21 protein-coding genes are annotated in these 21,760 nt (G+C 56.8%); 18 read left to right on the top strand and 3 right to left on the bottom strand.

What is annotated here, in order from left to right; genetic code table 11:
- Positions 1–47 precede the first annotated feature (47 nt).
- Positions 48–2,159 carry a TonB-dependent receptor PqqU gene (pqqU, locus tag MWH02_RS02435; protein WP_271459840.1) on the bottom strand — a complete coding sequence of 704 codons (2,112 nt, stop codon included), beginning with the start codon at positions 2,157–2,159 and terminating at the stop codon, positions 48–50.
- Positions 2,160–2,263: 104 nt separating this feature from the next.
- Between pqqU and MWH02_RS02430 the strand changes: the two genes are divergently transcribed.
- Entirely contained in the window at positions 2,264–3,241 is a 978-nt protein-coding gene (locus MWH02_RS02430) for an NAD(P)-dependent oxidoreductase (protein ID WP_369415261.1), read from the top strand.
- Position 3,242: 1 nt separating this feature from the next.
- A complete protein-coding gene (locus MWH02_RS02425; protein ID WP_271459839.1) occupies positions 3,243–4,025 on the top strand; it encodes an AraC family transcriptional regulator in 783 nt (260 codons plus the stop codon).
- On the opposite strand, the gene leuA is transcribed toward MWH02_RS02425, so the two are convergent.
- Positions 3,976–5,661 (bottom strand): 2-isopropylmalate synthase, encoded by a 1,686-nt coding sequence (gene leuA / locus MWH02_RS02420; protein ID WP_271459838.1) that lies wholly within the window; start codon positions 5,659–5,661, stop codon positions 3,976–3,978. The two genes, MWH02_RS02425 and leuA, sit on opposite strands and share 50 nt — an antisense overlap.
- A 322-nt stretch (positions 5,662–5,983) precedes the next feature.
- Between leuA and MWH02_RS02415 the strand changes: the two genes are divergently transcribed.
- The 8 genes from MWH02_RS02415 to pqqF all read left to right on the top strand — a co-directional run bounded on the left by MWH02_RS02415 (position 5,984) and on the right by pqqF (position 13,700).
- Positions 5,984–6,916, top strand: coding sequence for an ABC transporter substrate-binding protein (locus MWH02_RS02415; protein ID WP_271459837.1), 933 nt, complete (start codon positions 5,984–5,986; stop codon positions 6,914–6,916).
- A 77-nt stretch (positions 6,917–6,993) separates the two neighbouring features.
- Positions 6,994–8,019: a dipeptidase gene (locus MWH02_RS02410; protein ID WP_271459836.1), complete on the top strand. Its 1,026-nt coding sequence runs from the start codon at positions 6,994–6,996 to the stop codon at positions 8,017–8,019.
- A 148-nt stretch (positions 8,020–8,167) separates the two neighbouring features.
- On the top strand, positions 8,168–8,239 hold the full coding sequence (pqqA, locus tag MWH02_RS02405; RefSeq protein WP_002905689.1) for a pyrroloquinoline quinone precursor peptide PqqA: 72 nt from the start codon (positions 8,168–8,170) through the stop codon (positions 8,237–8,239).
- A gap of 55 nt (positions 8,240–8,294) precedes the next feature.
- Positions 8,295–9,221 (top strand): pyrroloquinoline quinone biosynthesis protein PqqB, encoded by a 927-nt coding sequence (gene pqqB, locus MWH02_RS02400; RefSeq protein ID WP_061720123.1) that lies wholly within the window; start codon positions 8,295–8,297, stop codon positions 9,219–9,221.
- On the top strand, positions 9,218–9,973 hold the full coding sequence (gene pqqC / locus MWH02_RS02395; RefSeq protein WP_137385725.1) for a pyrroloquinoline-quinone synthase PqqC: 756 nt from the start codon (positions 9,218–9,220) through the stop codon (positions 9,971–9,973). The genes pqqB and pqqC overlap by 4 nt, the downstream gene beginning before the upstream one ends.
- A gap of 4 nt (positions 9,974–9,977) precedes the next feature.
- Positions 9,978–10,256: a pyrroloquinoline quinone biosynthesis peptide chaperone PqqD gene (gene pqqD, locus MWH02_RS02390; protein WP_061720121.1), complete on the top strand. Its 279-nt coding sequence runs from the start codon at positions 9,978–9,980 to the stop codon at positions 10,254–10,256.
- On the top strand, positions 10,243–11,382 hold the full coding sequence (gene pqqE, locus MWH02_RS02385) for a pyrroloquinoline quinone biosynthesis protein PqqE (protein WP_101764482.1): 1,140 nt from the start codon (positions 10,243–10,245) through the stop codon (positions 11,380–11,382). Before pqqD ends, pqqE begins: the two co-directional genes overlap by 14 nt.
- Positions 11,382–13,700, top strand: coding sequence for a pyrroloquinoline quinone biosynthesis protein PqqF (pqqF, locus tag MWH02_RS02380; RefSeq protein ID WP_271459835.1), 2,319 nt, complete (start codon positions 11,382–11,384; stop codon positions 13,698–13,700). The genes pqqE and pqqF overlap by 1 nt, the downstream gene beginning before the upstream one ends.
- A gap of 107 nt (positions 13,701–13,807) precedes the next feature.
- On the opposite strand, the gene dld is transcribed toward pqqF, so the two are convergent.
- The gene (dld, locus tag MWH02_RS02375) at positions 13,808–15,508 is read right to left on the bottom strand and encodes a D-lactate dehydrogenase (protein ID WP_271459834.1); all 1,701 of its coding nucleotides are present in this window, start codon (positions 15,506–15,508) and stop codon (positions 13,808–13,810) included.
- 434 nt (positions 15,509–15,942) lie between these two features.
- Here dld and MWH02_RS02370 point away from each other — a divergent pair, with 434 nt between their 5' ends.
- The 8 genes from MWH02_RS02370 (at position 15,943) to MWH02_RS02335 (ending at position 21,722) form a co-directional block, all read left to right on the top strand.
- Positions 15,943–16,923: a 6-phosphofructokinase gene (locus MWH02_RS02370; protein WP_101764479.1), complete on the top strand. Its 981-nt coding sequence runs from the start codon at positions 15,943–15,945 to the stop codon at positions 16,921–16,923.
- Positions 16,924–16,933: 10 nt separating this feature from the next.
- Positions 16,934–17,248 carry a PTS sugar transporter subunit IIB gene (locus MWH02_RS02365; RefSeq protein ID WP_008110086.1) on the top strand — a complete coding sequence of 105 codons (315 nt, stop codon included), beginning with the start codon at positions 16,934–16,936 and terminating at the stop codon, positions 17,246–17,248.
- The gene (locus tag MWH02_RS02360; protein WP_008110085.1) at positions 17,241–18,614 is read left to right on the top strand and encodes a PTS sugar transporter subunit IIC; all 1,374 of its coding nucleotides are present in this window, start codon (positions 17,241–17,243) and stop codon (positions 18,612–18,614) included. The genes MWH02_RS02365 and MWH02_RS02360 overlap by 8 nt, the downstream gene beginning before the upstream one ends.
- On the top strand, positions 18,601–19,443 hold the full coding sequence (locus MWH02_RS02355) for a class II fructose-bisphosphate aldolase (RefSeq protein WP_101764478.1): 843 nt from the start codon (positions 18,601–18,603) through the stop codon (positions 19,441–19,443). The genes MWH02_RS02360 and MWH02_RS02355 overlap by 14 nt, the downstream gene beginning before the upstream one ends.
- Before the next feature lie 62 nt (positions 19,444–19,505).
- The gene (locus MWH02_RS02350; RefSeq protein ID WP_271459833.1) at positions 19,506–19,775 is read left to right on the top strand and encodes a hypothetical protein; all 270 of its coding nucleotides are present in this window, start codon (positions 19,506–19,508) and stop codon (positions 19,773–19,775) included.
- A 9-nt stretch (positions 19,776–19,784) separates the two neighbouring features.
- Positions 19,785–20,222: a PTS sugar transporter subunit IIA gene (locus MWH02_RS02345; protein ID WP_271459832.1), complete on the top strand. Its 438-nt coding sequence runs from the start codon at positions 19,785–19,787 to the stop codon at positions 20,220–20,222.
- Positions 20,219–20,803, top strand: coding sequence for a P-loop nucleotide/nucleoside kinase family protein (locus tag MWH02_RS02340; protein ID WP_110866091.1), 585 nt, complete (start codon positions 20,219–20,221; stop codon positions 20,801–20,803). The genes MWH02_RS02345 and MWH02_RS02340 overlap by 4 nt, the downstream gene beginning before the upstream one ends.
- A gap of 124 nt (positions 20,804–20,927) precedes the next feature.
- Positions 20,928–21,722 (top strand): SDR family NAD(P)-dependent oxidoreductase, encoded by a 795-nt coding sequence (locus tag MWH02_RS02335; protein WP_271459831.1) that lies wholly within the window; start codon positions 20,928–20,930, stop codon positions 21,720–21,722.
- The last annotated feature ends 38 nt before the right edge of the window (positions 21,723–21,760 follow it).

Raw genomic sequence — 21,760 nt, 5'->3', positions numbered from 1 at the left:
CGCAAGCGGCTTGCAGGGCTTTAATATCATCTATCCAACGCGTTTATTTACTGAAACGCATAACTCACCGTCAGGCCCACACTGTAATTGCGACCCGGCGCCGGTTCGTAATAGCGACCGTTGCTTTCATTCACGATAACTGAACCGATGTAGTTGCGATCAAACAGGTTATCGACGCGGCCAAATAGATCCAACGTCCAGTTCTGCACCAGCCACTTATAACCGCTGTTCACGCCGACCACGGTATAAGACGGCGCTTTCACGTCATTCTCATCATCCGCCGCGATATCGCTCAGGTAGCGCACATCGGTTCCGGCATACCAGCCTTGATCGGGCGCGTAAGCCAGTCCGGCGTAAGCCATGTTACGGGCAATGCCGGGAATGCGGTTGCCGTCGCAGCTTTCGGTGCCGCAGGCGTTAGAGCGGTAGCGGGCATCCAGCAAGGTCCACGCGGCTTTGAAGCGCCAGCTCTCGCCGAATTGCTGGTCGAGGCCCAGCTCCAATCCACGACGGCGGGTTTCACCGGCGTTTTTGTAGCTGGTGCGGCCTTCAAAGCTGCTGTCGGAAACGATCTCGTTTTTGGTGTCAGTCTGGAAAATCGCCGCCGTTAACAGTCCGTTGCCGATGCGTTTTTTACTGCCCAGTTCAACCGTTTCGCTGGTGGCAGGTTGCAGGTTGAGATTCAGTCCGGCCTGATCGGCGGCGCGATAGGACAACTCATTCAGCGTCGGCGTTTCGAAGCCGCGACCAGCAGAAACGTAGGCGTTCCAGCTGTTATCAATGGCGTAATTCAGCGCAGCGGCAGGCAACCAGCGGTGATAGCGACGATTGCCGCTGTCATCGGGATCGCTGTCGGTGACGTAATAGTCATTGGAGTCGAAATTCACCGTGCTGAAACGCACGCCAGCATCCAGTGACAGTTTATCGGTTAGCTGCCACGCGGTTTGCAGATAGGGATCGAGGTTCCACATCAGGTTGCGTTCATTACGACGCATCTCGCCCTGTACGCCCAACTCGTCGCCGTTAAAGTTTTGATAACCTTTACGCTTCTCAGTCATGGTTTCATAGTCGAGCCCGCCAGTGAAGGTTACCGGAATGGTGAACAGCGCGTCGCGGTGCGTCCAGCGGGTATCAATGCCCTGATAATGACGCGACAAAGCGATCACGCCGCCGGGATAACCTGCGCGCAGCTGGGTGGCTTTAGGAATGGATTGATACTGCGTGGTTTCACGTTCACCCGCGTACATCATCACGCTCAGGTCATCGTTTTCACTCATCTGGCGCTGATAGTGCAGGCCCGCTTGCGTCTGATCGACGGTTTTACGCGCGTCGTACAAGCTCACGTTGCTGGCGACCTGGCGTGGATTATTTTTCCACTGCTCAGCGGTCAAACCGCCCGGGTCCTGCGCTTCAACGTGCACGCTGTTGAACAGCAGCGTCAGGGTGCTGACATCATCGATGCGCACGCCGAGTTTGGCGTTGCCGAGGTTTTTCTGCGCCGAGCTGTGATCGCGGAAGCCGTGCGTGGTAAAACGCGAGGCGGAAACCGTGTAGTTGACGTCGCCGGCTTGCGTACCGTCGCCGGTTGCGCCGCTGGCTTTAACGCTGTTGCGCCAGCTGCCGTAACTGCCGTACCAGCTGCTGGCTTCCAGCGTGGTGGGTTGCTGTCCGGTTTCGGTTTCAACGTTAATCACGCCGCCCGACGAGTTGCCGTACAGCGCCGAGAAGGGGCCGCGCAGCACGTCGATGTGATCGATGGAGCCGATATCGATGTTGGAAGTTTGTCCCTGGCCATCGGGCATGGTGGCGGGGATCCCGTCGACGTACATACGAATGCCGCGCAGGCCAAAGGTGGAACGCGAACCAAAACCGCGCACCGAAATCTGCAGGTCCTGCGCATAGTTCTGGCGGTTTTGAATTTGCAAACCGGGCACGCTGCTGAGGTTTTCTGACAAATTGACGCGCGGTGCCGCGTGGCGCATATCGTCGCCGGACACCACACTAACTGCCGCTGGCGTATCCAGTTCAGAGAGTCCGGATGCGGACGGCGCCGCGCTCACCACCATGGTGTTGCTGGCCGCGTTTGCCGCCAGCGCCGAGACCGGTAACATCGCAGGCAGCATCAGCAGCGAAGCCTGTCGCAGTAAAGCTATTTTCATTATGAAAGACCGTAAAAAGGGCGTGGAATGTACCGAATGGAACATTAATGGCGCGTATGTTAATCGTTTTATCATTTGTTTGAAAAGCGTAAATAGTATGACGGATTATTCATCATTGCGGTGTTGAAAATGTTTTTTCATGGCATCTCTGGCTGGCTGCGTCAGGGAAATTCTGTCAGTCTGGCGGTTTTGTCTTAAGGCACAAAAGAGAGGGAATGATGAGTCAACAACCTGTGGTCGCGGTACTGGGATTGGGCGCGATGGGGCATGCGTTTGCCGCTAACCTGTTGAAAAAAGGCTTCACGGTGCGCGGCTGGAACCGCACGCGTGCCAAAGGCGAAGATCTGCTGGATGCAGGTATCACGCTGGCCGACAGCGCTGCGCAAGCGGTGAGTGGCGCGGATGTGGTGATCGCCATGCTGGCCGACGGCGATACCACGCGTCAGGCGCTGAACGACGCCAGCTCCGCGCTCAAGCAGGGCGCGACAATTTGCCAGATGGGCACCATCGGCGTGGCCGCCACCGATCAACTGATCGCGGAATTCAAAAGCACGCGTACGGACGTAGTGTTTATCGATGCACCGGTTTCCGGCACTAAAGCGCCAGCAGAGAATGCGCAAATCCTGGTGATGGCCAGCGGCGATCAGAGCAATGCGCAGGCCGCCGAGCAGGTGTTCGCCGCGATCGGTAAAGGCACGCAATGGCTGGGCGAGGCGGGCGCCAGTTCGCGCATGAAGCTGGTGGTGAATAGCTGGCTGATTGGTCTGATGCAGAGCCTGGCGGAAAGCACGCGTCTGGCGGAAGAGTTTGGTTTCAGCACCGACGATCTGTGGAAAGTGCTGGATGGCGGTCCGCTGGCGGCACCGTACGCCAAAATGAAACTCGGCATGATTGCCAGCGGCGATTTCACCCCGCAGATGCATCTGGTGTGGGCGCTGAAAGACGCCAAACTGGCGCTGGATGCGGCGGGCGATAGCAAACTGCCGGCGCTGGAAAACATTGTGGATGTCTGGCAGCAAGCGGTAGATGCCGGTTACGGCGAGCAGGATCTGGCGGCGGTTTATCAATATCTGAAACGCTAACATGAGTGCGCGGCTCAACTTCGACTTCGCCTATCGTCCGCTGGTGCCCTATGCGCACGATTATGCGCATGGCGACGCGGAGCCGTGGCATCACCACGCTTGCGCCCAGCTGATCCACACGCTGAGCGGCGTGGTGAAAGTGGAAACGCAGCACGGCAGCTGGATTGTGCCGCCGAGTCGCGGCGTCTGGCTGCCGGCGGGGACGCGTCACGCACTGCACATAGTTGGCGCGGTGGCCGCGCGCACGCTGTTTGTGGATCCGCTGGCGCGCGCCGATCTGCCCGCCAGTTGTCAGGTGGTGCAGATTTCGCCGCTGCTGCGTGAGTTGATTGTTAGCGCGCTGGCGCTGCCGGAGCAGTACGTTACCGGCAGCCGCGCTGAGCGGATTTACGAGCTGATCCTCGATGAGATCCGCGTGATGGATGTGCTGCCGTTTGGTCTGCCGCTGCCGGAGAGCGAGCGGCTGCTGAGTTTGTGCCAGCAGATCCAGCAAGCGCCCGGGGAAAACTGGACGCTGGCCCGCGCGGCTACGCAACTCTGCGTGGCCGAACGCACGCTGGCGCGCCATTTTAGTCGCGAAACCGGGTTACAATTCAGCGACTGGGTGCGCCGCGCGCGACTGAGCGTGGCGTTAACCCGCTTAGCGCAGGGCGATAGCGTGCTGACGGTGGCGCTCGATCTCGGTTATGACAGCCCGAGCGCCTTCAGCGCGATGTTTCGCCGCGTGCTCGGCGTCACGCCAGCGAACTACTTTCCTGCGGCAGAAAAGCGTGCGCTGCGTTGAGCAGCGCCTGCAGTGAAGCGCGCGCCACATCATTATCAATGCCCACGCCCCACGCGCGTTCCCCGCGTGCATTAATGCAGCTGATGTAGGTCACCGAACGACTGTCGCTGCGTTTGCCCAGCGTGTGTTCGTGATAATCCTCAATGGTGATGATTACGTCATAGCGCTGACGCAGCGCGGCAACGGCGGCTGAGAGCAAGCCGTTGCCTTTACCTTCCAGCATCAACCGCTTCGCGCCCTGTTGCAGCCGCGCCTTGAGGCGCGTTTCGCCTTTATCGTCGCTGTGACTTTCCGCTTCCAGCAAACAACGCACGGGCTGCGTTAAGCCGTAATGCTGACAAAACAACTGCCACAGCGCGTGATGGGTCATCTCCTGACCGTGCTGGTCGGTTTGCTGTTGCACCAGACGGCTGAAATCCTGCTGCAAGCCGCGCGGCAGCTGCAGACCGTGATTCTGCTCCAGCAGCCAGGCGGCGCCGCCTTGACCCGATTGACTGTTAACGCGGATCACCGCTTCGTAGCTGCAGCCGATATCCAGCGGATCGAGCGGCAGATACGGCATCTGCCAGATTGCTTCTTCACGCTCAGCACGGGCGGCAAAGCCTTTGCGTATCGCATCCTGATGCGAACCGGAGAAGGCGGTAAACACCAGTTCACCTGCATACGGATGACGCGGATGCACTGGCAGCTGGTTGCAGCGCGTCACCACTTCCAGCACCTGCTGGATATCGCTGAAATCGAGCTGCGGCGCGATGCCCTGAGTGTAGAGATTGAGTGCCAGCGTGACGATATCGACGTTGCCGGTGCGCTCGCCGTTGCCAAACAAACAGCCTTCCACGCGATCGGCACCCGCCAGCAGCGCCAGCTCGGCGCAGGCGATGCCGGTACCGCGATCGTTATGCGGATGCACGCTGATCGCGACCTGCGATCGCTGGCTGAAGTGGCGACAGAAAACCTCAATCTGATCGGCATAGACGTTCGGCGTGTTCACTTCGACGGTCGCGGGCAGGTTGATGATCATCGGACGCGCCGGGCCCGGCTGCCAAATCGCCGCCACCGCTTCGCAAATCTCCAGCGCAAACTCCGGTTCGGTAAAGCAGAAGGTTTCTGGCGAATACTCGAAGGTCCACGCGGTATCCTTTTGCGCTTCGCAACGGGCGCGAATTTGACGCGCACCGGCGCAGGCCAGTTCGATAATCTCGGCTTTGCTCTGGCGGAACACGCGCTCGCGGAACAGCGGCGCGGTGGCGTTGTAGAGATGAATAATGGCGTTCGGCGCGCCACGCAGCGCGTCGAAAGTGCGATCAATCAGATCGCTGCGCGCCTGGGTCAACACCTGAATCGCCACATCGTCTGGAATGTGCTTCTGCTCAATCAGCAAACGGACAAAATCAAAATCGGTCTGCGATGCCGCCGGAAAGGCCACCTCAATCTCCTTAAAGCCACAGCGCAGCAGCAGTTGCCAGAACTCCAGCTTGCGCGCGCTGTCCATCGGTGTCGCCAGCGCCTGATTGCCGTCGCGTAAGTCGGTAGAGAGCCAGCGCGGTGCCTGCGTCAGCTGGCGCGAGGGCCACTGACGATCGGGTAAGTCGATAACCGGAAACGGGCGGTATTTTGTAGCGGGTTGCGTGAGCATAACGATCTCCTTGTAATGTGGCGTTCAGTCTCGCCCAGCATCGCGCGGCGCGACTCGCGCATTGCTGACAACCACTCGCGCAAAAGTGACAACCGGGTTCAGACTCTTGCGCGCACACTCTGTAGCGGCGCGATTAATCGCGCATTTTTCAGGCGACACCGCGCTCCTCCCGACATTGCGCAATAAATTGCGCGGCTACGATAATTGCGGTGATTGCATGCACAGTCTTTATGCGCCACGCGGCATATCTCATGCGAAATCGGCATCGGTCATTTGGCGCGCGCGGGTTAGGCTGGGGTTTTGCGCGATGGGATAAAACACAATGAAAAGAGCAGCTTTGGCACTATTAATCGTGACAGCCAGCGGTGCGGCGACGGCAGAAACCGTGACGCTGCGCATTGCCGATCAAAAGGGAAATATGCACGCCGAAATGGAAGCGGCGCAGCAGTTGAACAACCTCAATTATAAAATCGAATGGGCCGAGTTCCCGGCGGCGGCACCGCTGGCGGAAGCGCTGAATGCCGGTGCGGTGGATGCCGGTATTATCGGCGATGCGCCGCTGCTGTTCTCACTGGCGGCCGGTTCGCAGGTGAAAGCGGTGGCGGTGAGCAAATCGGTACCCGAAGGATTGGCGGTGCTGGTCAGCCCGGATTCACCCATCAAAACCGTTGCGGAGCTAAAGGGTAAAAACATCGCCACCGGACGCGGATCGATTGGTCACTTTGAGGCGCTCAAAGCGCTGGAGCAAGCGGGCGTCAGCGATAAAGAGGTTAACTGGCGCTTCTTAACGCCGGCGGATGCGCGCATCGCGCTGGCAAACGGTTCGGTGGATGCCTGGTCAACGTGGGATCCTTATACTGCGCTGGCGGAAGTGACCCACACCGGACGCGTGCTGGTGAACGGCGTTGGCCTGTCCAGCGGCAACAGCTTCCTCGCGGCCACCGACGCCGCGCTAAACGATGAAGCCAAACGCGCGGCGCTGCAGGATTACGTCAACCGCTTAGCCGCCGCCGATCGCTGGGCCAACAGCCATGTCGATGAGTACTCCACCACGCTGGCAAAAATCATCGGTTTCCCGAAAGAGGCGGCGGCGAAATCCTTCTCACGTCGCAAATCGCACTGGCAGAGCATTGATGATGCCACCATCGGCCAGCAGCAGGAGACCGCCGATTTCTACCAGAAATACGGGTTGATCCAGCAGCATCTTGATGTGAAACCGACTTTTTATCACGGCTTAAAGGTTGCGCAGAACTAACCCTTTGTGCGCCCGCATTTGGCGAAACAGCAGCGCGCGCGTAGCATGGCGCCATGTTGTTTCGTCAAAGAACCCTCATGTTGCTAAAAACCTTCGACGGTCATAACGACCTGCTTCTCAATCTGTGGCTGCATCATCGCGAGGATCCGGCGCAGGCCTTTTTTCACGGCATCGAAAAGGGCCATCTGGATTTTCCGCGCATGCAGCAGGGCGGTTTTGCCGGTGGGCTGTTCGCGATGTTTGTGCCGCCAGCGCGCTATGTCAAAGAGGTCGCGCCGCAGCGTGCCGGGGAGAATCTCGATCCACTGACGATTCTCTGGCAGCAGCTCGACATCCTGAAAACGCTGGCGGCGCAATCTGATGGGCGGGCGCGGTTATGCCTAAACACCGCTGATATTGCCGCCTGTCGCGCTGACGGCGTGCTGGCGCTGGTGGCGCATATTGAGGGCGCAGACGGGTTTGATGGCGAGGGTGAAGCGCTTGATGCGTTTTACCAGGCGGGCGTGCGCAGCATCGGGCCGTTCTGGAATCTGCCCAATCGCTTTGGCGCAGGCGTCAGCGGATCATTCCCCAACTCACCGGACAGCGGGCCAAGTTTGACCGAACAAGGTGAGCAGCTGATCGCCGCTGCCAATCGGCATCGCATGCTGATCGATATGTCGCACATGAACGAGAAAGCCTTCTGGGACACCGCGCGCCTGTCAACCGCGCCGCTGGTGGCGACGCACTCCAATGCGCACGCGCTCTGCGCGCAGCCGCGCAATCTGACCGACGATCAGCTGCGCGCCATCCGCGACAGCGGCGGCGTGGTGGGCGTGAATTTTGGCAACGCTTTTCTGCGCAGCGACGGAAAACGCGACAGCGATACCGCATTGATCGAAATTGTTAAACATGTTGAGCACCTGATCGCGATAATGGGCCGCGATCATGTGGCGCTGGGCTCCGATTTTGATGGCATCAGCGTGCCTGAGGCGCTGAAAGACGTGAGCGGATTACCGCATCTTTATGCGTTGTTGCGTTCGTTCGACTACGATCAAACAGCTCTTGAGCAGCTCGCATGGGGCAACTGGCAGCGCGTGTTGCAACAAATTTGGCAGGATTAGCACCATTCCCTTACCGAATCAGGGTTGATCTGCTCGCTACATTGGCGCAACATCTGCGCGCGTACGGATTGCGATGTGATCTAAGTCACAGCCGCAATCCTCTTCAGCAGAGATCTCTCTGCGTTTTTGTTTTATGAGGAAGACCATTATGTGGAAAAAACCTGCGTTTATTGACCTGCGTCTGGGCCTGGAAGTGACTCTGTACATCTCCAACCGCTAAGACTTCTGCCCGCCGTTCGTGCGGGCATTTTGTTTTCTCTCTCTGGTCAACGTTCATGTTTATTAAAGTCCTCGGTTCAGCGGCGGGCGGCGGCTTCCCGCAGTGGAACTGTAACTGCGCCAATTGCAGCGGCCTGCGTAACGGCAGCATTCAGGCGCAGGCGCGCACCCAATCTTCGATCATTGTCAGCGACAACGGTGAAGATTGGGTGCTGTGCAACGCCTCGCCGGACATCAGCCAGCAAATTGCCCACACGCCAGAACTGATTAAAAAGGGTGTGCTGCGCGGCACGGCGATTGGCAGCATCATTCTCACCGACAGCCAAATCGATCACACCACTGGCTTGTTGAGCCTGCGCGAAGGCTGTCCGCATCAGGTGTGGTGCACGCCGGAAGTGCATGGCGATCTCACCAGCGGTTTCCCGATTTTCACCATGTTGCAGCACTGGAATGGCGGCTTGCAGCATCATGCGTTAACGCCGCTGGAGCCGTTCCGCGTCGATGTCTGCCACAGTTTGCAGTTCACCGCGATTCCGATTCTCAGCAACGCGCCGCCGTATTCGCCGTATCGCGATCGCCCGCTGCCGGGCCACAACGTGGCGCTGTTCATTGAAAACACCGCCAACGGCCAAACGCTGCTCTACGCGCCGGGGCTCGGCGAGCCGGATGCGGTGATCATGCCGTGGCTGCAAAAAGCCGATTGCCTGCTGATTGATGGCACGGTGTGGCAGGACGACGAGCTGCTCGCCACCGGCGTTGGCAAAAATACCGGCAAAGCCATGGGCCACTTAGCGCTGGCCGAAGAACAAGGTTTAATGGCGTTGCTGGCTGCGCTGCCGGCCAAACGCAAGATTTTGATTCACATTAACAACACCAATCCGATCCTTAATGAGCAATCGCCGCAGCGCGCCTATTTGACGCAGCAGGGCATTGAAGTGAGTTGGGATGGCATGGCGATTCATCTGCAGGAGTTTGCATCGTGATCATCACTGAAGCATTATCGCCCGCCGCGTTTGAGCAGGCGCTGCGCGATAAAGGCGCGTTCTACCACATTCATCACCCGTATCACATTGCCATGCACAATGGCGAGGCGACGCGCGAGCAGATTCAGGGCTGGGTGGCGAACCGCTTCTACTATCAAACCAATATTCCGCTGAAAGATGCGGCGATCATGGCGAATTGCCCGGATGCGGCGACGCGGCGTAAATGGGTGCAGCGCATCCTCGATCACGACGGCAGCAACGGTCACGAAGGCGGGATTGAAGCCTGGCTGCAGTTGGGTGAGGCGGTGGGGCTGGATCGTGACGTGTTGCTGTCAGAGAAGCTGGTGCTGCCGGGCGTGCGTTTTGCGGTGGACGCCTACGTGAACTTCGCGCGCCGTGCTAACTGGCAGGAAGCGGCCTGTAGCTCGCTCACCGAGCTGTTTGCGCCGCAGATTCATCAGTCGCGTCTCGACAGCTGGCCGCAGCACTATCCGTGGATCAAAGAGGAAGGCTATTTCTACTTCCGCAGCCGTTTGAGCCAGGCGAACCGCGATGTGGAGCATGGGCTGGCGCTGGCGCTTGAGGTGTTTACCCGCGCCGAACAGCAGAACCGCATGCTGGAGATCCTGCAGTTTAAACTCGATATTCTCTGGACCATGCTCGATGCCATGACCATGGCGTATGCGCTGCAACGTCCGCCTTATCATACGGTCACCGATCAGGTGTCTTGGCACAGCACAAGACTGGTATAACAACATGAAAGATAATGTGATTCCGGCTTTCCGTCGCGGCTACCGTATGCAGTGGGAAGCGGCGCAGGATAGCCATGTGGTGCTCTATCCGGAAGGCATGGCCAAACTGAACGAGACCGCCGTGGCGATCCTCGAACTGGTGGATGGCAAACAGGATGTGGCGGCGATCGTTGCCACGCTGGATGCGCGTTTCCCGGACGCGGGCGGCGTCGGCGACGACGTCAAAGAGTTCCTGCAATCCGCCATCGAACAAAAATGGATACAGTGTCGTGAACCCGAGTAAAAGCGTGACGCCACCGCTGTGGCTGCTGGCAGAACTGACCTATCGCTGCCCGCTGCAGTGTCCGTATTGCTCCAATCCGCTGGATTTTTCCCAGCAGGAGAAAGAGCTGACCACCGAACAGTGGATTGAGGTGTTTCGTCAGGCGCGCGCCATGGGCAGCGTGCAGCTCGGTTTTTCCGGCGGCGAACCGCTAACCCGTAAAGACCTGCCGGAGCTGATTCGCGCCGCGCGCGATCTCGGTTTCTACACCAACCTGATCACCTCCGGCATCGGCCTGACGGCGAAAAAACTCGATGCCTTTGCCGACGCCGGACTCGATCATATCCAGATCAGCTTCCAGGCCAGCGATGAAACGCTGAACGCGGCGCTGGCCGGGTCAAAAAAGGCCTTCCAGCAGAAGCTGGAGATGGCGAAAGCGGTGAAAGCGCACGGCTATCCGATGGTGCTGAATTTCGTGCTGCATCGCCATAACATCGACCAGATCGACAAAATCATCGATCTCTGTATCGAACTGGAAGCCGACGATGTCGAGCTGGCGACTTGCCAATTCTATGGCTGGGCGCAGCTCAATCGTGAAGGATTGCTGCCGACGCGCGAGCAGATCGCCAACGCCGAAGCGGTGGTGGCCGATTATCGTCAGCGCATGGGCGCCAGCGGCAATCTCACCAATCTGCTGTTCGTGACGCCGGATTACTACGAAGAGCGGCCGAAACCCTGCATGGGCGGATGGGGATCGATCTTCCTCAGCGTCACGCCTGACGGCACCGCGTTGCCGTGCCACAGCGCGCGTCAGCTGCCGGTTGCGTTCCCGTCGGTGCTGGAGCGCACGCTGGACGATATCTGGTACAACTCGTTTGGTTTTAACCGCTATCGCGGCTTTGACTGGATGCCGGAACCCTGTCGCTCCTGCGATGAAAAAGAGAAAGACTTTGGCGGCTGTCGCTGTCAGGCCTTTATGCTGACCGGCGATGCCGATAACACCGATCCGGTGTGCAGCAAATCGCCGCATCACGGCAAGATCCTCGAAGCACGGCGCGAAGCCAACTGCAGCGACATCAAAATCCAGCAGCTGCAATTCCGCAATCGCAGCAACTCCGAACTGATCTTTAAGCAGCGCGTCACCTGATGCACGCGCGCCAGCTCACGCTCGCCAACGGCCTGCGCTGCCATCTTTATCATCAGCCCGACGCGCGTGAGGCGACGGCGCTGATGCGCGTGCAGGCCGGCAGTCTGGATGAAGCGGATCGCTGGCCGGGTTTGGCACATCTGCTGGAACATCTGCTGTTTTGCGGCAGCGAAGCTTTTCGCGACGACGACCGCCTGATGCCGTGGCTGCAGCAGCAGGGCGGCCAGGTGAACGCCACCACGCAGTTAAGCCGCAGCGCCTATTTCTTTCAGCTCCCAGCTGCGGCGTTGTCGGCGGGCGTGCAGCGGCTGTGTGATATGTTGGCGTCACCGTTGCTGACGGCGCAGGCCATTCAGCAGGAAACGGCGGTGATTGAGGCTGAGTATCAACTGCTGCAAAACCATGCCGACACCCTGAGTGAAGCTGCCGTGCTGGATAAGTTGCCGGGACGTTTCCAGCGCTTCCGCGTCGGCAGTCGGCAGGCTTTTGGTGACAATGTCACGGAGTTGCAGTCCGCATTACGCGACTTCCATAGCCGCCTGTATTGCGCTGAAAACATGGAACTTTGGCTGCAAGGCCCGCAATCACTGGATGAGCTCGAACAGCTGGCGGCACGCTTCGGCGGCAGTTTGCTGGCGGGTGGAGAATGCGCTGCGGCTGTTGAAGCGACGCTGTTGCAAGGCGATCGTTTACTGCTATCAGGCGGTGAAGAAAATTTCTGGCTGACGATGTTGGTGGCGGGCGATGAGCAAATCATGCGTGACAATGTCACCTTATTAACAGCATTCTGGCAGGACGAAGCGCCGGGCAGCTTGCTGGCGCAGTTGCGCGTTGAGGCGTTATGCGAAACCTTTGATGCGCATTGGTTATGGCAAGATGAGCAACAAGCGTTACTGGCGCTGCGCTTTAACGCCAGGCGCATTTCCCCGGCGCAGGCGCAACAGATTGAGCAACGCGTTTGGCAGCATCTGGCTGCCTTAACTGAATGTAATGCGATTCAGCTGCAGCACTACGCACAGCTCGCGCAGCAGGATTTCGCGACCTTGTCGCCGCTGGAGCAATTGCGCGGCCGGGCGTTGGGATTCGCGCCGGGTTGTGCGCTGCCAGACAACTTCACGGATTTTGCCGCAGCGTTGCCAGATTGTCCGCGCACGCGTCTGCTCACGCAGCAACAGATTGACGGCGCACCGCATCACACGCAGGGCTTTACCTTGCAACTGGCCGAGTGGCTGCCGCCGTCGTTGGCTGCGACCAAACCCGCAGCGTTTCACTTCTATCCTGCTTCAGCCGCTGTTCCGCTCCCTCGTCTCTCGCCCGTGGCGCAGCCGTTGCCGCTGATTGCACCGGTAAAACAGGTTGAAACGCTGCTGCTGCGTCCGGCGTTTTATCAGACCTTGCGTGACGAAGACGCGCAGGCGCGGCAGTGCCAGTTACGCCCGTTGCTGGCGGAATTGCGCCACGCGGGTGGCAACGGCAGCTGGCAACAGACGCATGCCAGCTGGCAGCTGCTGCTCAATCTGCCTGCATCCGCCGATCGTGCGTTGTTTAGCGTGCATCAGGCATTACAGGCGCTGAACACGTCGGTGCTGGCGCAGCCCGCAGCGAATACCCCTTCGATTGTGATTCGTCAATTGCTCGCCGCGTTGCCCACTCGCTTGATCAAGCCATTACCCGCGCCACAATGGCTGGCGGCATGGTGCGGCATCAATACCGCATTAAGCCAGCGCGTGGCGCATCTGCTCAGCGATTTTACGCCGGATCTGGCGCGCGACACGCCGCTGGCACGACTGCAACACGGCATCGTGCCCATCGCCTGCGACGGGCACGATCAGGCGCTGCTGCTGTTTATGCCGTTACCGCAGGCCGACGATGCCAGCCTGGCCGCTTTACGCGTGCTGGCGCTGATGCTGGAAACGCGCTTCTTCCAGCGGTTGCGCGTGGATCAGCAAATTGGCTATGTGGTGTCGGCGCGCTATCAGCGGGTGGCGGATGTGGATGGCTTGATGCTGGCGCTACAATCACCGGATATCTCCTGGCGCGCGCTGCTGGGTCATTGCAAACGCTTTATGCGTGAGATGGCAGCCGAGATCGCGGCAATCTCGCCGCAAAAGCTGGCGGCATGGCAGGCAAGCTTAATGACGCAATGCGCAAGCAAAGACAATGGCGAGGCCGCACTCGAAACCCTGCGCCAGCAGCACGGCCTGGCCACTCTCAATCGCGCGGCTATTCAGTCGCTCACGCTGCCGCAGCTCGAGCAACTGCATCAGCGTCTGCTTCGCGAACGGCATCGCTGGTTGATTTTGGTTAATCAAAGCTGAAAGGTTCAACCGAAACGTACCCATAATTATTCGTCTTTGTAGGGGCGCCATTTATGGTGACCAGGAGCGGATGAATGCGCACCCTACGAAACCCGTGGTTGCCGCTGCTACATCTCCCGCCAAAACTTCTTCTTACTGGTTTTACCAATCCCTGGATTACAGCTGTTGGTGGGATCAAGCTGTTTCCAATGCGCGACATGCTCACACGACGCCTGATAAAGGTGCCCCACATTGTGCTCGGCGGGATATTTCGCGCCGCGCTGTTCCAGATACCGTTTCACCTCTGCCTTAAACACTTTTGCGTCGTAGCCGGGTTTCAGCACGTAATCCTGATGATTGACGAAGCAGAAGAAGTGCCCGCAACACGAATCAACCTGTACCTGCGCCGCCAGATAATCGGGCAGCGTCAAACGCCATGCATCGTCATTACGGCGCAGCGCCACGTCGAAGGCTACCAGCCGCTCGTTGGGGTTGTAACCCAGCGCGTCGCAGTAGGAAATGGTGCAGCCGCCCACGCCGAAGCGCACTAAAAACGCATCCGCCGCTTCACGCGTATTGCAGCGGAAAAAGCCGCCGTGCTGCTCAGCAAAGAATTGCTGCAGTAAACTCTGCAACTCGGCGGTTTGCGGCGACTCTACTTTGATCATCAGATGATGTTGATACTCGCTGCGGTAATCCATGATGCGCGGCGCGATAAAGCTCGGCGTCAATTGGTTGAAGAATTGCAGCACCCGATCAACAAAATTGCGCGGCAGGAATTTAAGATGGCTGACGCGCACATCCCATTTGGCTTTATTGGCCATCATCTGCGGAATGGCCTGCGGGCCCAGTTTGCGAATCGCCAGATACATATGCTTGGCGTAGCGCACGGTTAAATCGAAGGCATTGCGATGGATATATTCCGCCTGCAGCGGCAGTTCGCTCATTTCGGTTAGCAGGAAACGGCGCAGCGCCACCAGCACGTTCTCATTGTTAGTGCCGATGTAGAAGGTGTCGCTGCCGGCGCTGGCTTCGAAGGTGGGCAAGCGTACAGCGAACACCACCACTTTACCGGCGCTGCCCGAGCTGTCGTAAAGGTAGCGCAGATCGCCATTGAAGCGTGCTGGGGAATCCGCAGTCACATCTCGTAAGCGGTCGGCGTAGTCATCGGCCCAGATTTTACCCTGCCAATCGGCTTGCTCGCCGGTTTGATACTGCTGCTGCGCCAGGTTTGCCAGCATCACTTCTGGCGTGTCGCCCAACTCGATGCCGAGGTGATTAACCATCTCTAAGCGACCATCCTCATGAATACGGGCGAACAGGGATTTTTCGGTAAACGCGGGGCCGCGCCGAATCAGCGAGCCACCGGAATTATTACAGATCCCGCCGACCACCGACGCGCCGATGCAGGATGATCCAATAACCGAGTGCGGTTCACGCCCGAGTGGCTGTAAGGTGTGCTCCAGTTCGGTCAAGGTGGTGCCGGGGAAGGCGATCACCTGGCGCGCCTGATCGATCACCTGCACGCCTTTGAGCTGGCGGGTGCTGATGATCACGATATCGCGGTCGTAATCATTGCCGTCAGGCGTTGAGCCGCCGGTGACGCCGGTATTTGACGCCTGCATCAACACAATCACATCGTGCGCCACGCACACCTGCAGTGTTTGCCACAGCTGCAACAAGGTTTGCGGTAACGCCACCGCCAGCGCGTCACCGCGCCCGACGCGGAACCCCTTTATGTACCAGGCTTTATCATCCGCATGGGTTAATAACTGTTTGTCACCCACCACCGCGGCCAACTTAAGCAAAATATCCTTCTGCATGCTCATTTTTCTCTTCTTTATTCTTTATCTGCCACGGTATTGGACAAGCGCAGCTGCACTGAGTCAATCATTCACTGGCCCTGACGCGTAAATAACGCACGGAATCATTATCCCTTTTTACTTTACGGAATAACCGGCAGGAACCGATAAAAATGCGCGGGAAATCACAAAATAGATCGAAATAAAAATCGCCAAGGGCGCGTTTATTTGGCTTGCTGATTTTACTGCGCAAAATAAATATAAACCTATGATTTTATTTGTTATTAAGGTTTTAAGGTGAAAAGTGCCATGTGATTTATATCACAAAAATAAGCCTTTGTTGGATGCTGTCAATTATCTCACTCGGGAAATTCATCGCAAAAGTGTGACATTCGTTGCAAATAACAATGCGGTTAATCGGAAGAATGAATTCCAGACGCACAGCATAAAGGATGATGACAATGAGAATTGGCATGGTGATCAGCGGTGGCGATGTCACCGGGATTAATAACTTTGTGTATCAAATATCGCGCTTAACTCAAGCGGAAATGGTGTTATTTAATGGTGGTATTCCAGGTTTGCTGGAAAACAATCATCAGGAAATATCCCAACGTGATTTAGTGGATTACGCCATCGCCGCTATTCCGGTGATGCAATCGGGACGAACCAGCAGGAAATTAATTCGCCCGGAATATGAGATGATCGCCAAACACCTTAAATCGCTGCGCATCGATGTATTAATTATGGCGGGCGGAGATGGTTCATTACAATTCCTGCATACGCTGAGCGAATTTGGTGTCAACTGTTTTGGCGTCGGCATGACCATCGATAACGATGTCTTTGGCAGTGATTACAGCATCGGTTTCTCCACCGCCTGTGAGCAGGTGTTAAAAGAGGTGGCGAAGTTACGTAATACCGGCCGCGCCTTAACCGGTCGTGTATTTATGGTGGAGCTGCTGGGCGGTTATTGCGGTGAATTAACCTTGCAGTCAGCGATCAAATCCAATGCCGATTTCGCGCTGATACCGGAATGCCAGATTGCACCGCAGGAGCTGGCGGAACGCATCACGCAGCGGCTGGCGGCGCAGAACAGCGTGATAATTTTGTGCTCGGAAGGCTATACCCGTGAATATTCGCCGGGCTTTCAGGGCGCTATCGATACCTTAATTAAACAAATTGAACCGTTAATTGGTGTGCGTATTCGTAAAACGATTATCGGTTATGGCCTGCGTAATGGCGATCCTACCTGTGAAGAGATTTATCAGGGCACCATTATGGCCAGTGAAGTCGCGCGTTGTATTCAGTCGGGAATGCGCAATAAAGCGGTGATTATTAATGGTAGTAATCGACCGATTCCGATTGATTTAATAAGCATGAAAAAACGCCTGGTCGATACGGAAGGGCATCATTATAAACTCGCTAAACAACTGCAAATTCTGTGAGGAAATAGCCATGCTGAAAATATTATGTGTCTGTGGATGTGGTTTGGGTTCAAGCTTTGCGATTGAAATGAGCGCCAAGTCAGTATTAAAGAAACTCGAAATTGATGCTGATATTGATCACACCACCATTTCTGAAGCCAACGCCTTTAAATCCGACATGATTTTAACCCAGAAAGCCTTTGCTGATGTGTTAAATGCCGATGCCAGCCCGGAACAGATCAAGCGGGTGATTATTCTCAATAAGCTGACCGACAAAGCAGAAATTGAAGAGAAAATCGTGGCGTTTATGAAAGAACGTAACTTAAAGGTTGCTAATCATGAATAGTGTCATCGACTTCCTGGTAAAAGACTTATTGGGGCAGGCATCGATACTGATCGCCTTTATTGCCCTGATTGGTCTGCTACTGCAAAAAAAATCGGCGGGCAAGGTGGTGGAAGGCACATTTAAAACTCTGCTCGGTTTCTTAATTATGATGGCCGGTATCAACATTATTGTCGGTACGCTGACCTTCCTGAACACCATTTTCACCCACGGCTTTGGCATGCAGGGTTATATCACCGACGTTGCCGCCATTGCCGGGTTAGCAAACCGCGAGCTGGGTTCAGAAGTGGCGCTGACGCTGTTGGTGATCTTTATCGTCAACATCATCATTGCGCGTCTGACACCGTTCAAATACATCTTCCTTACCGGACAGGCGCTGCTGTGGATGGCGACCATCGGTGCGGTGATTGGCTATAAAGCGGGGCTGACAGGTTTACCTCTGATCCTTACCGGCGGCATTTTTGGCGGCATTATGGCGGTGGTGATGCCTGCACTGGCCCAACCGGTGGTGCGCCGCATCACCGATTCTGACGACGTGGCGCTCGGGCACTTCTGCACCATTGGCTATCTGCTGACGGCGGCGGTGGCAAAGGTGGTGGGCAAAGGGTCGCGCTCCACCGAAGATCTCAAACTGCCCGATAACTTTAAATTCCTGCAGGACACCTATCTGTCGATGGCGGTGGTGATGGTGCCGATGTACCTGATCCCTGCGGTCGCCGCCGGTCCGGAATTTATCGGCCAGTACAGCAACGGCATGAACTACCTGATGTACGCCTTTATGCAGTCGATTCAGTTCGTGTGCGGTGTGTTCGTGCTGTATAGCGGCGTGCGTCTGTTGCTGAACGAACTGGTGCCGGCTTTCCGTGGTATCGCCATGCGTCTGGTGCCGGATGCAAAACCGGCGCTCGACTGCCCGGTGATGTTCCCGTACGCCCCGAACGCGGTGATCGTCGGCTTCCTCGCCACCACGCTGGGTTCGGTGGTTGGCATGCTGGTGTTCCCGATGTTTGGTCTGGCGATGATTCTGCCAGGATTGCTGACTAACTTCTTTGCCGGTGGCACCGCAGGCGTGTTCGGTAATGCGCTCGGTGGGCGTCGCGGCGCAATGATTGGCGGTTTCGTGCACGGTCTGTTCATTACCTTCCTGCCGGCGATTCTGGTGCCGATGCTGGAAAGCTACGGTTTTACCGGCGTCACCTTCAGTGATTCGGATGTCATCAGTACCGGCCTGGTGCTCGGCCATGCATTCCAGAATAACTGGCTGTTCGTCGCGCTGTTTATCGCCTTTATTACTCTCATCGCCTGGTTTGTTAACGGAAAATCCACCAAGTCTAAATCCCATGAGGAAAAGCTCCATGAAACTTTATAACTTTACCGATCTGTTGCAGGTGGCTAAAGAACGTGAATTTAAAGCGCTCGGTTCCTTTAATTTGCACTGCCTGGAAATGTTGCCCGCCTTTTTTAAAGCAGCGGAGAAAACGAATAGCCCATTAATGATTCAGATCTCAACCGGAACCGCCAAATATCTCGGACATAAATTATTGGTGGATGCGATTCGCTCATTGTCTGAAAGCCGTAACGTGCCGACCTGTTTGCACCTCGATCACTGTTCGGATTTGGACGCTATCCAAACCGCGCTGGATGCGGGCTTCAGTTCAATTATGTATGACGGTTCACATTTACCGATTGAAGAGAACATCGCCAATACGCGCCGTGTTATTGATATGGCGCGCCCGCTGGCGGTTTCGGTTGAGGCGGAATTGGGCGCGATTGGCGGTTCGGAAGATGGTAAAGAGGTGGAAATGAACGATGCGGCGTTTACCACCGTCGATGAAGCCAAACGCTTTGTCGATGAAACCGGCGTCGATATGCTGGCGATCTCCATCGGCACGGTGCACGGCTTGTACACCGGTAAAGCCCATATTCAACATCAGCGCCTCGCGGAAATTACCGATGCCACTAAAACGCCGCTGGTGCTGCACGGCGGTACCGGCGTCAGCGATGAAGATATGCGTCTTGCGGTGCGCAGCGGGATTGAAAAAGTGAATGTCGGCACCGAGATGAATGTGCAGTGGGTTGCGAACTGCAAGCAGACGTTTGAAAAGGGCAAGGTCAACGACAGCGTGCGTAATTTCCTTGTGCCGGCCAACGATGCCGTGACCAATGTGCTGGTAGAAAAGATTCAACTGTTTCGCTAATTCCGACTTACTCATGACGTAATAACCTGAGGTGCCCGGCGCCATTCGGGGCAGGAGATGCTATGTTTGGATTCTTGAAAAAGGGCTCTGATAATAAGAGCCAGGATTCACAGGAAATAGATCTTCAGGCTGAAACCATCAGCGGGAAAATAAGCGAACTGGAAAATCAGTTAGCCAATAATCCGCAGGCGACAGACACGCAAAAACAATTAATGCTGGAATATAATCGTGCATTAAATATCTTTGCCAAAAGTCGACACTATCGTCAGGAAATTGATCCGTTGTTTGTCAAAATTGATGAACTGCGTAACACCATTCGCAAATCGTTTTAAGGAGGCAGTATGAGTATTAAACAACTGCTGCAGGAGGCAAGTGCGATTCAGGTGGGGATCAGCGCCAGGGATTGGCGCGAAGTGATCGCGCTGGCGGCGCTGCCGCTGGTGAACGGCGGTTACATCAAAGCCAGTTACCCGGAAGCGGTGATCGCTAACACGCTGGAGCATGGTGCCTATTACGTGTTTGAGGAGGGCATCGCCATTCCCCATGCGCGGCCGGAGACCGGCGTGCTGAAAGATTGTTTCAGCATGATTGTGCTGGATGAGCCGATCTCATTCGACGGCAGTGACAAAGCCGACATCGTGATTATGTTCGGTGCGCGTGACAGTAACGCCCACATTGAAGAGGGTATCCGCGCGATTGTTACGCTGCTGGAGGATGATGAGACGCTGGTGCGACTGCGAAAGGCCAGCAGTGCCGCGGAGGTGATAGAAATCCTATGACAACCGACACAGAAGAGAAAATTGTCGTGCTGGTGAATGGCATTCCGGCTTCCGGCAAAAGCACGCTAACGCGCGCGCTGGCCGAGCATTTCGGCTTTCCGGTGCTGACGCTGGATAGCCTGAAAGAGCCGTTTATGGCCAGCTTTGCGCCGGTGGATCGCCTGCGCAATCGCCAGTTAGGTTGTGCGGCGTATCAGGCGATCTGGCAAGTGGTGGCGCAAGCGCCGACGCGTTGTATCTATGTCATCGATGCCTGGTTTGGCTTCCAGCCGAAAGAGGTGCTGCAGCAGGGATTGCAGCAGGCGGGCGTGACGCGGGTGCTGGAGCTGTGGCTGGCGATCACGCCGGATGAGGCGGTAGCGCGTTATCAGGCTCGTTTAACCGATCGCATGCCGGGACATCCGGGCGCGGAGTATCTGCCAGAACTGCGCCAGTTAGCAGAAACAGCCCAACCGATGGCGCTGGGTCCGGTGTTGCAGCTTAACGCACGCAATCCGGATCAGGCGGCAGCCTGCGCCTGGTTACAGCGTCAACTGCGGCTGCCGATCAGCGCTCAACCGGCTTTATCGGCCTCGGGCTAAATAATGTCGGCAGCAGGCTGAACGCACATCAGCCCTGTGGCCGACAGCACCATCGCATGATTCGTCAATGCATCTTCTCCTGCCTGAACCAGGCTTTGTGATTACGCTCACAGAGGAAAGCACGATGAATATCGATTTACACGGAAAAACAGCCTTAGTTACCGCATCAACTGGCGGTATCGGTTTTGCCATTGCACAAGGTCTGGCGGCCAGCGGCGCGGAAGTGGTGCTGAACGGGCGCAGCGAAGCATCGGTGAGTCGTGCGCGGGAGAAGCTTAACGGCGTAGTGGCGGGCGCCAAAATTCACACCTTTATCGCCGATCTCGGCAGTGCCCAAGGGGTTAAGCAACTACTTAATGGCTTGCCGCCAATTGATATTCTGGTGAATAACGCCGGGATTTACGGTCCGCAGGATTTTTATGAAGTGGATGACGACACCTGGGACGCCTATTGGCAAACCAACGTGATGTCCGGCGTGCGCCTGTCGCGGGCTTTATTGCCGGAGATGGTGCAGCGTGGTTGGGGCCGCGTGGTGTTTATCTCCTCTGAATCAGCCTTGAACATTCCCGCCGATATGCTGCATTACGGCGTGAGCAAAACGGCGCAGCTGTCGCTGGCGCGCGGTCTGGCGAAAGTGGTGGCGGGCAGCGGCGTGACGGTAAACAGCGTGTTGCCCGGTCCAACGCTCTCTGATGGCTTTGCCGCGATGATGGAAGATGAGGTGAAGCGCACCGGTAAGGCGCTGGAAGAGCTGGCGAAAGAGTTTGTGATGGCGCAGCGGCCAGGTTCGGTGATCCAGCGCGCCGCCACGGTGGAAGAGGTGGCGAATATGGTGGTGTATGTTTGCTCGAAACAGGCGTCGGCGACGTCCGGTGCCGCGCTGCGCGTCGATGGTGGCGTGGTGGATGATATTGTTTAACGCCGTGTAACGATAAAATTTTGATGGCCGCAATCCTC

Origin of the sequence: Pantoea leporis (assembly GCF_028048155.1) — a bacterium.
Classification (GTDB): Bacteria; Pseudomonadota; Gammaproteobacteria; order Enterobacterales; family Enterobacteriaceae; genus Pantoea; species Pantoea leporis.
Note: the sequence above shows the minus strand (reverse complement) of the source record. Positions and strands in the feature narration are given on the sequence as shown.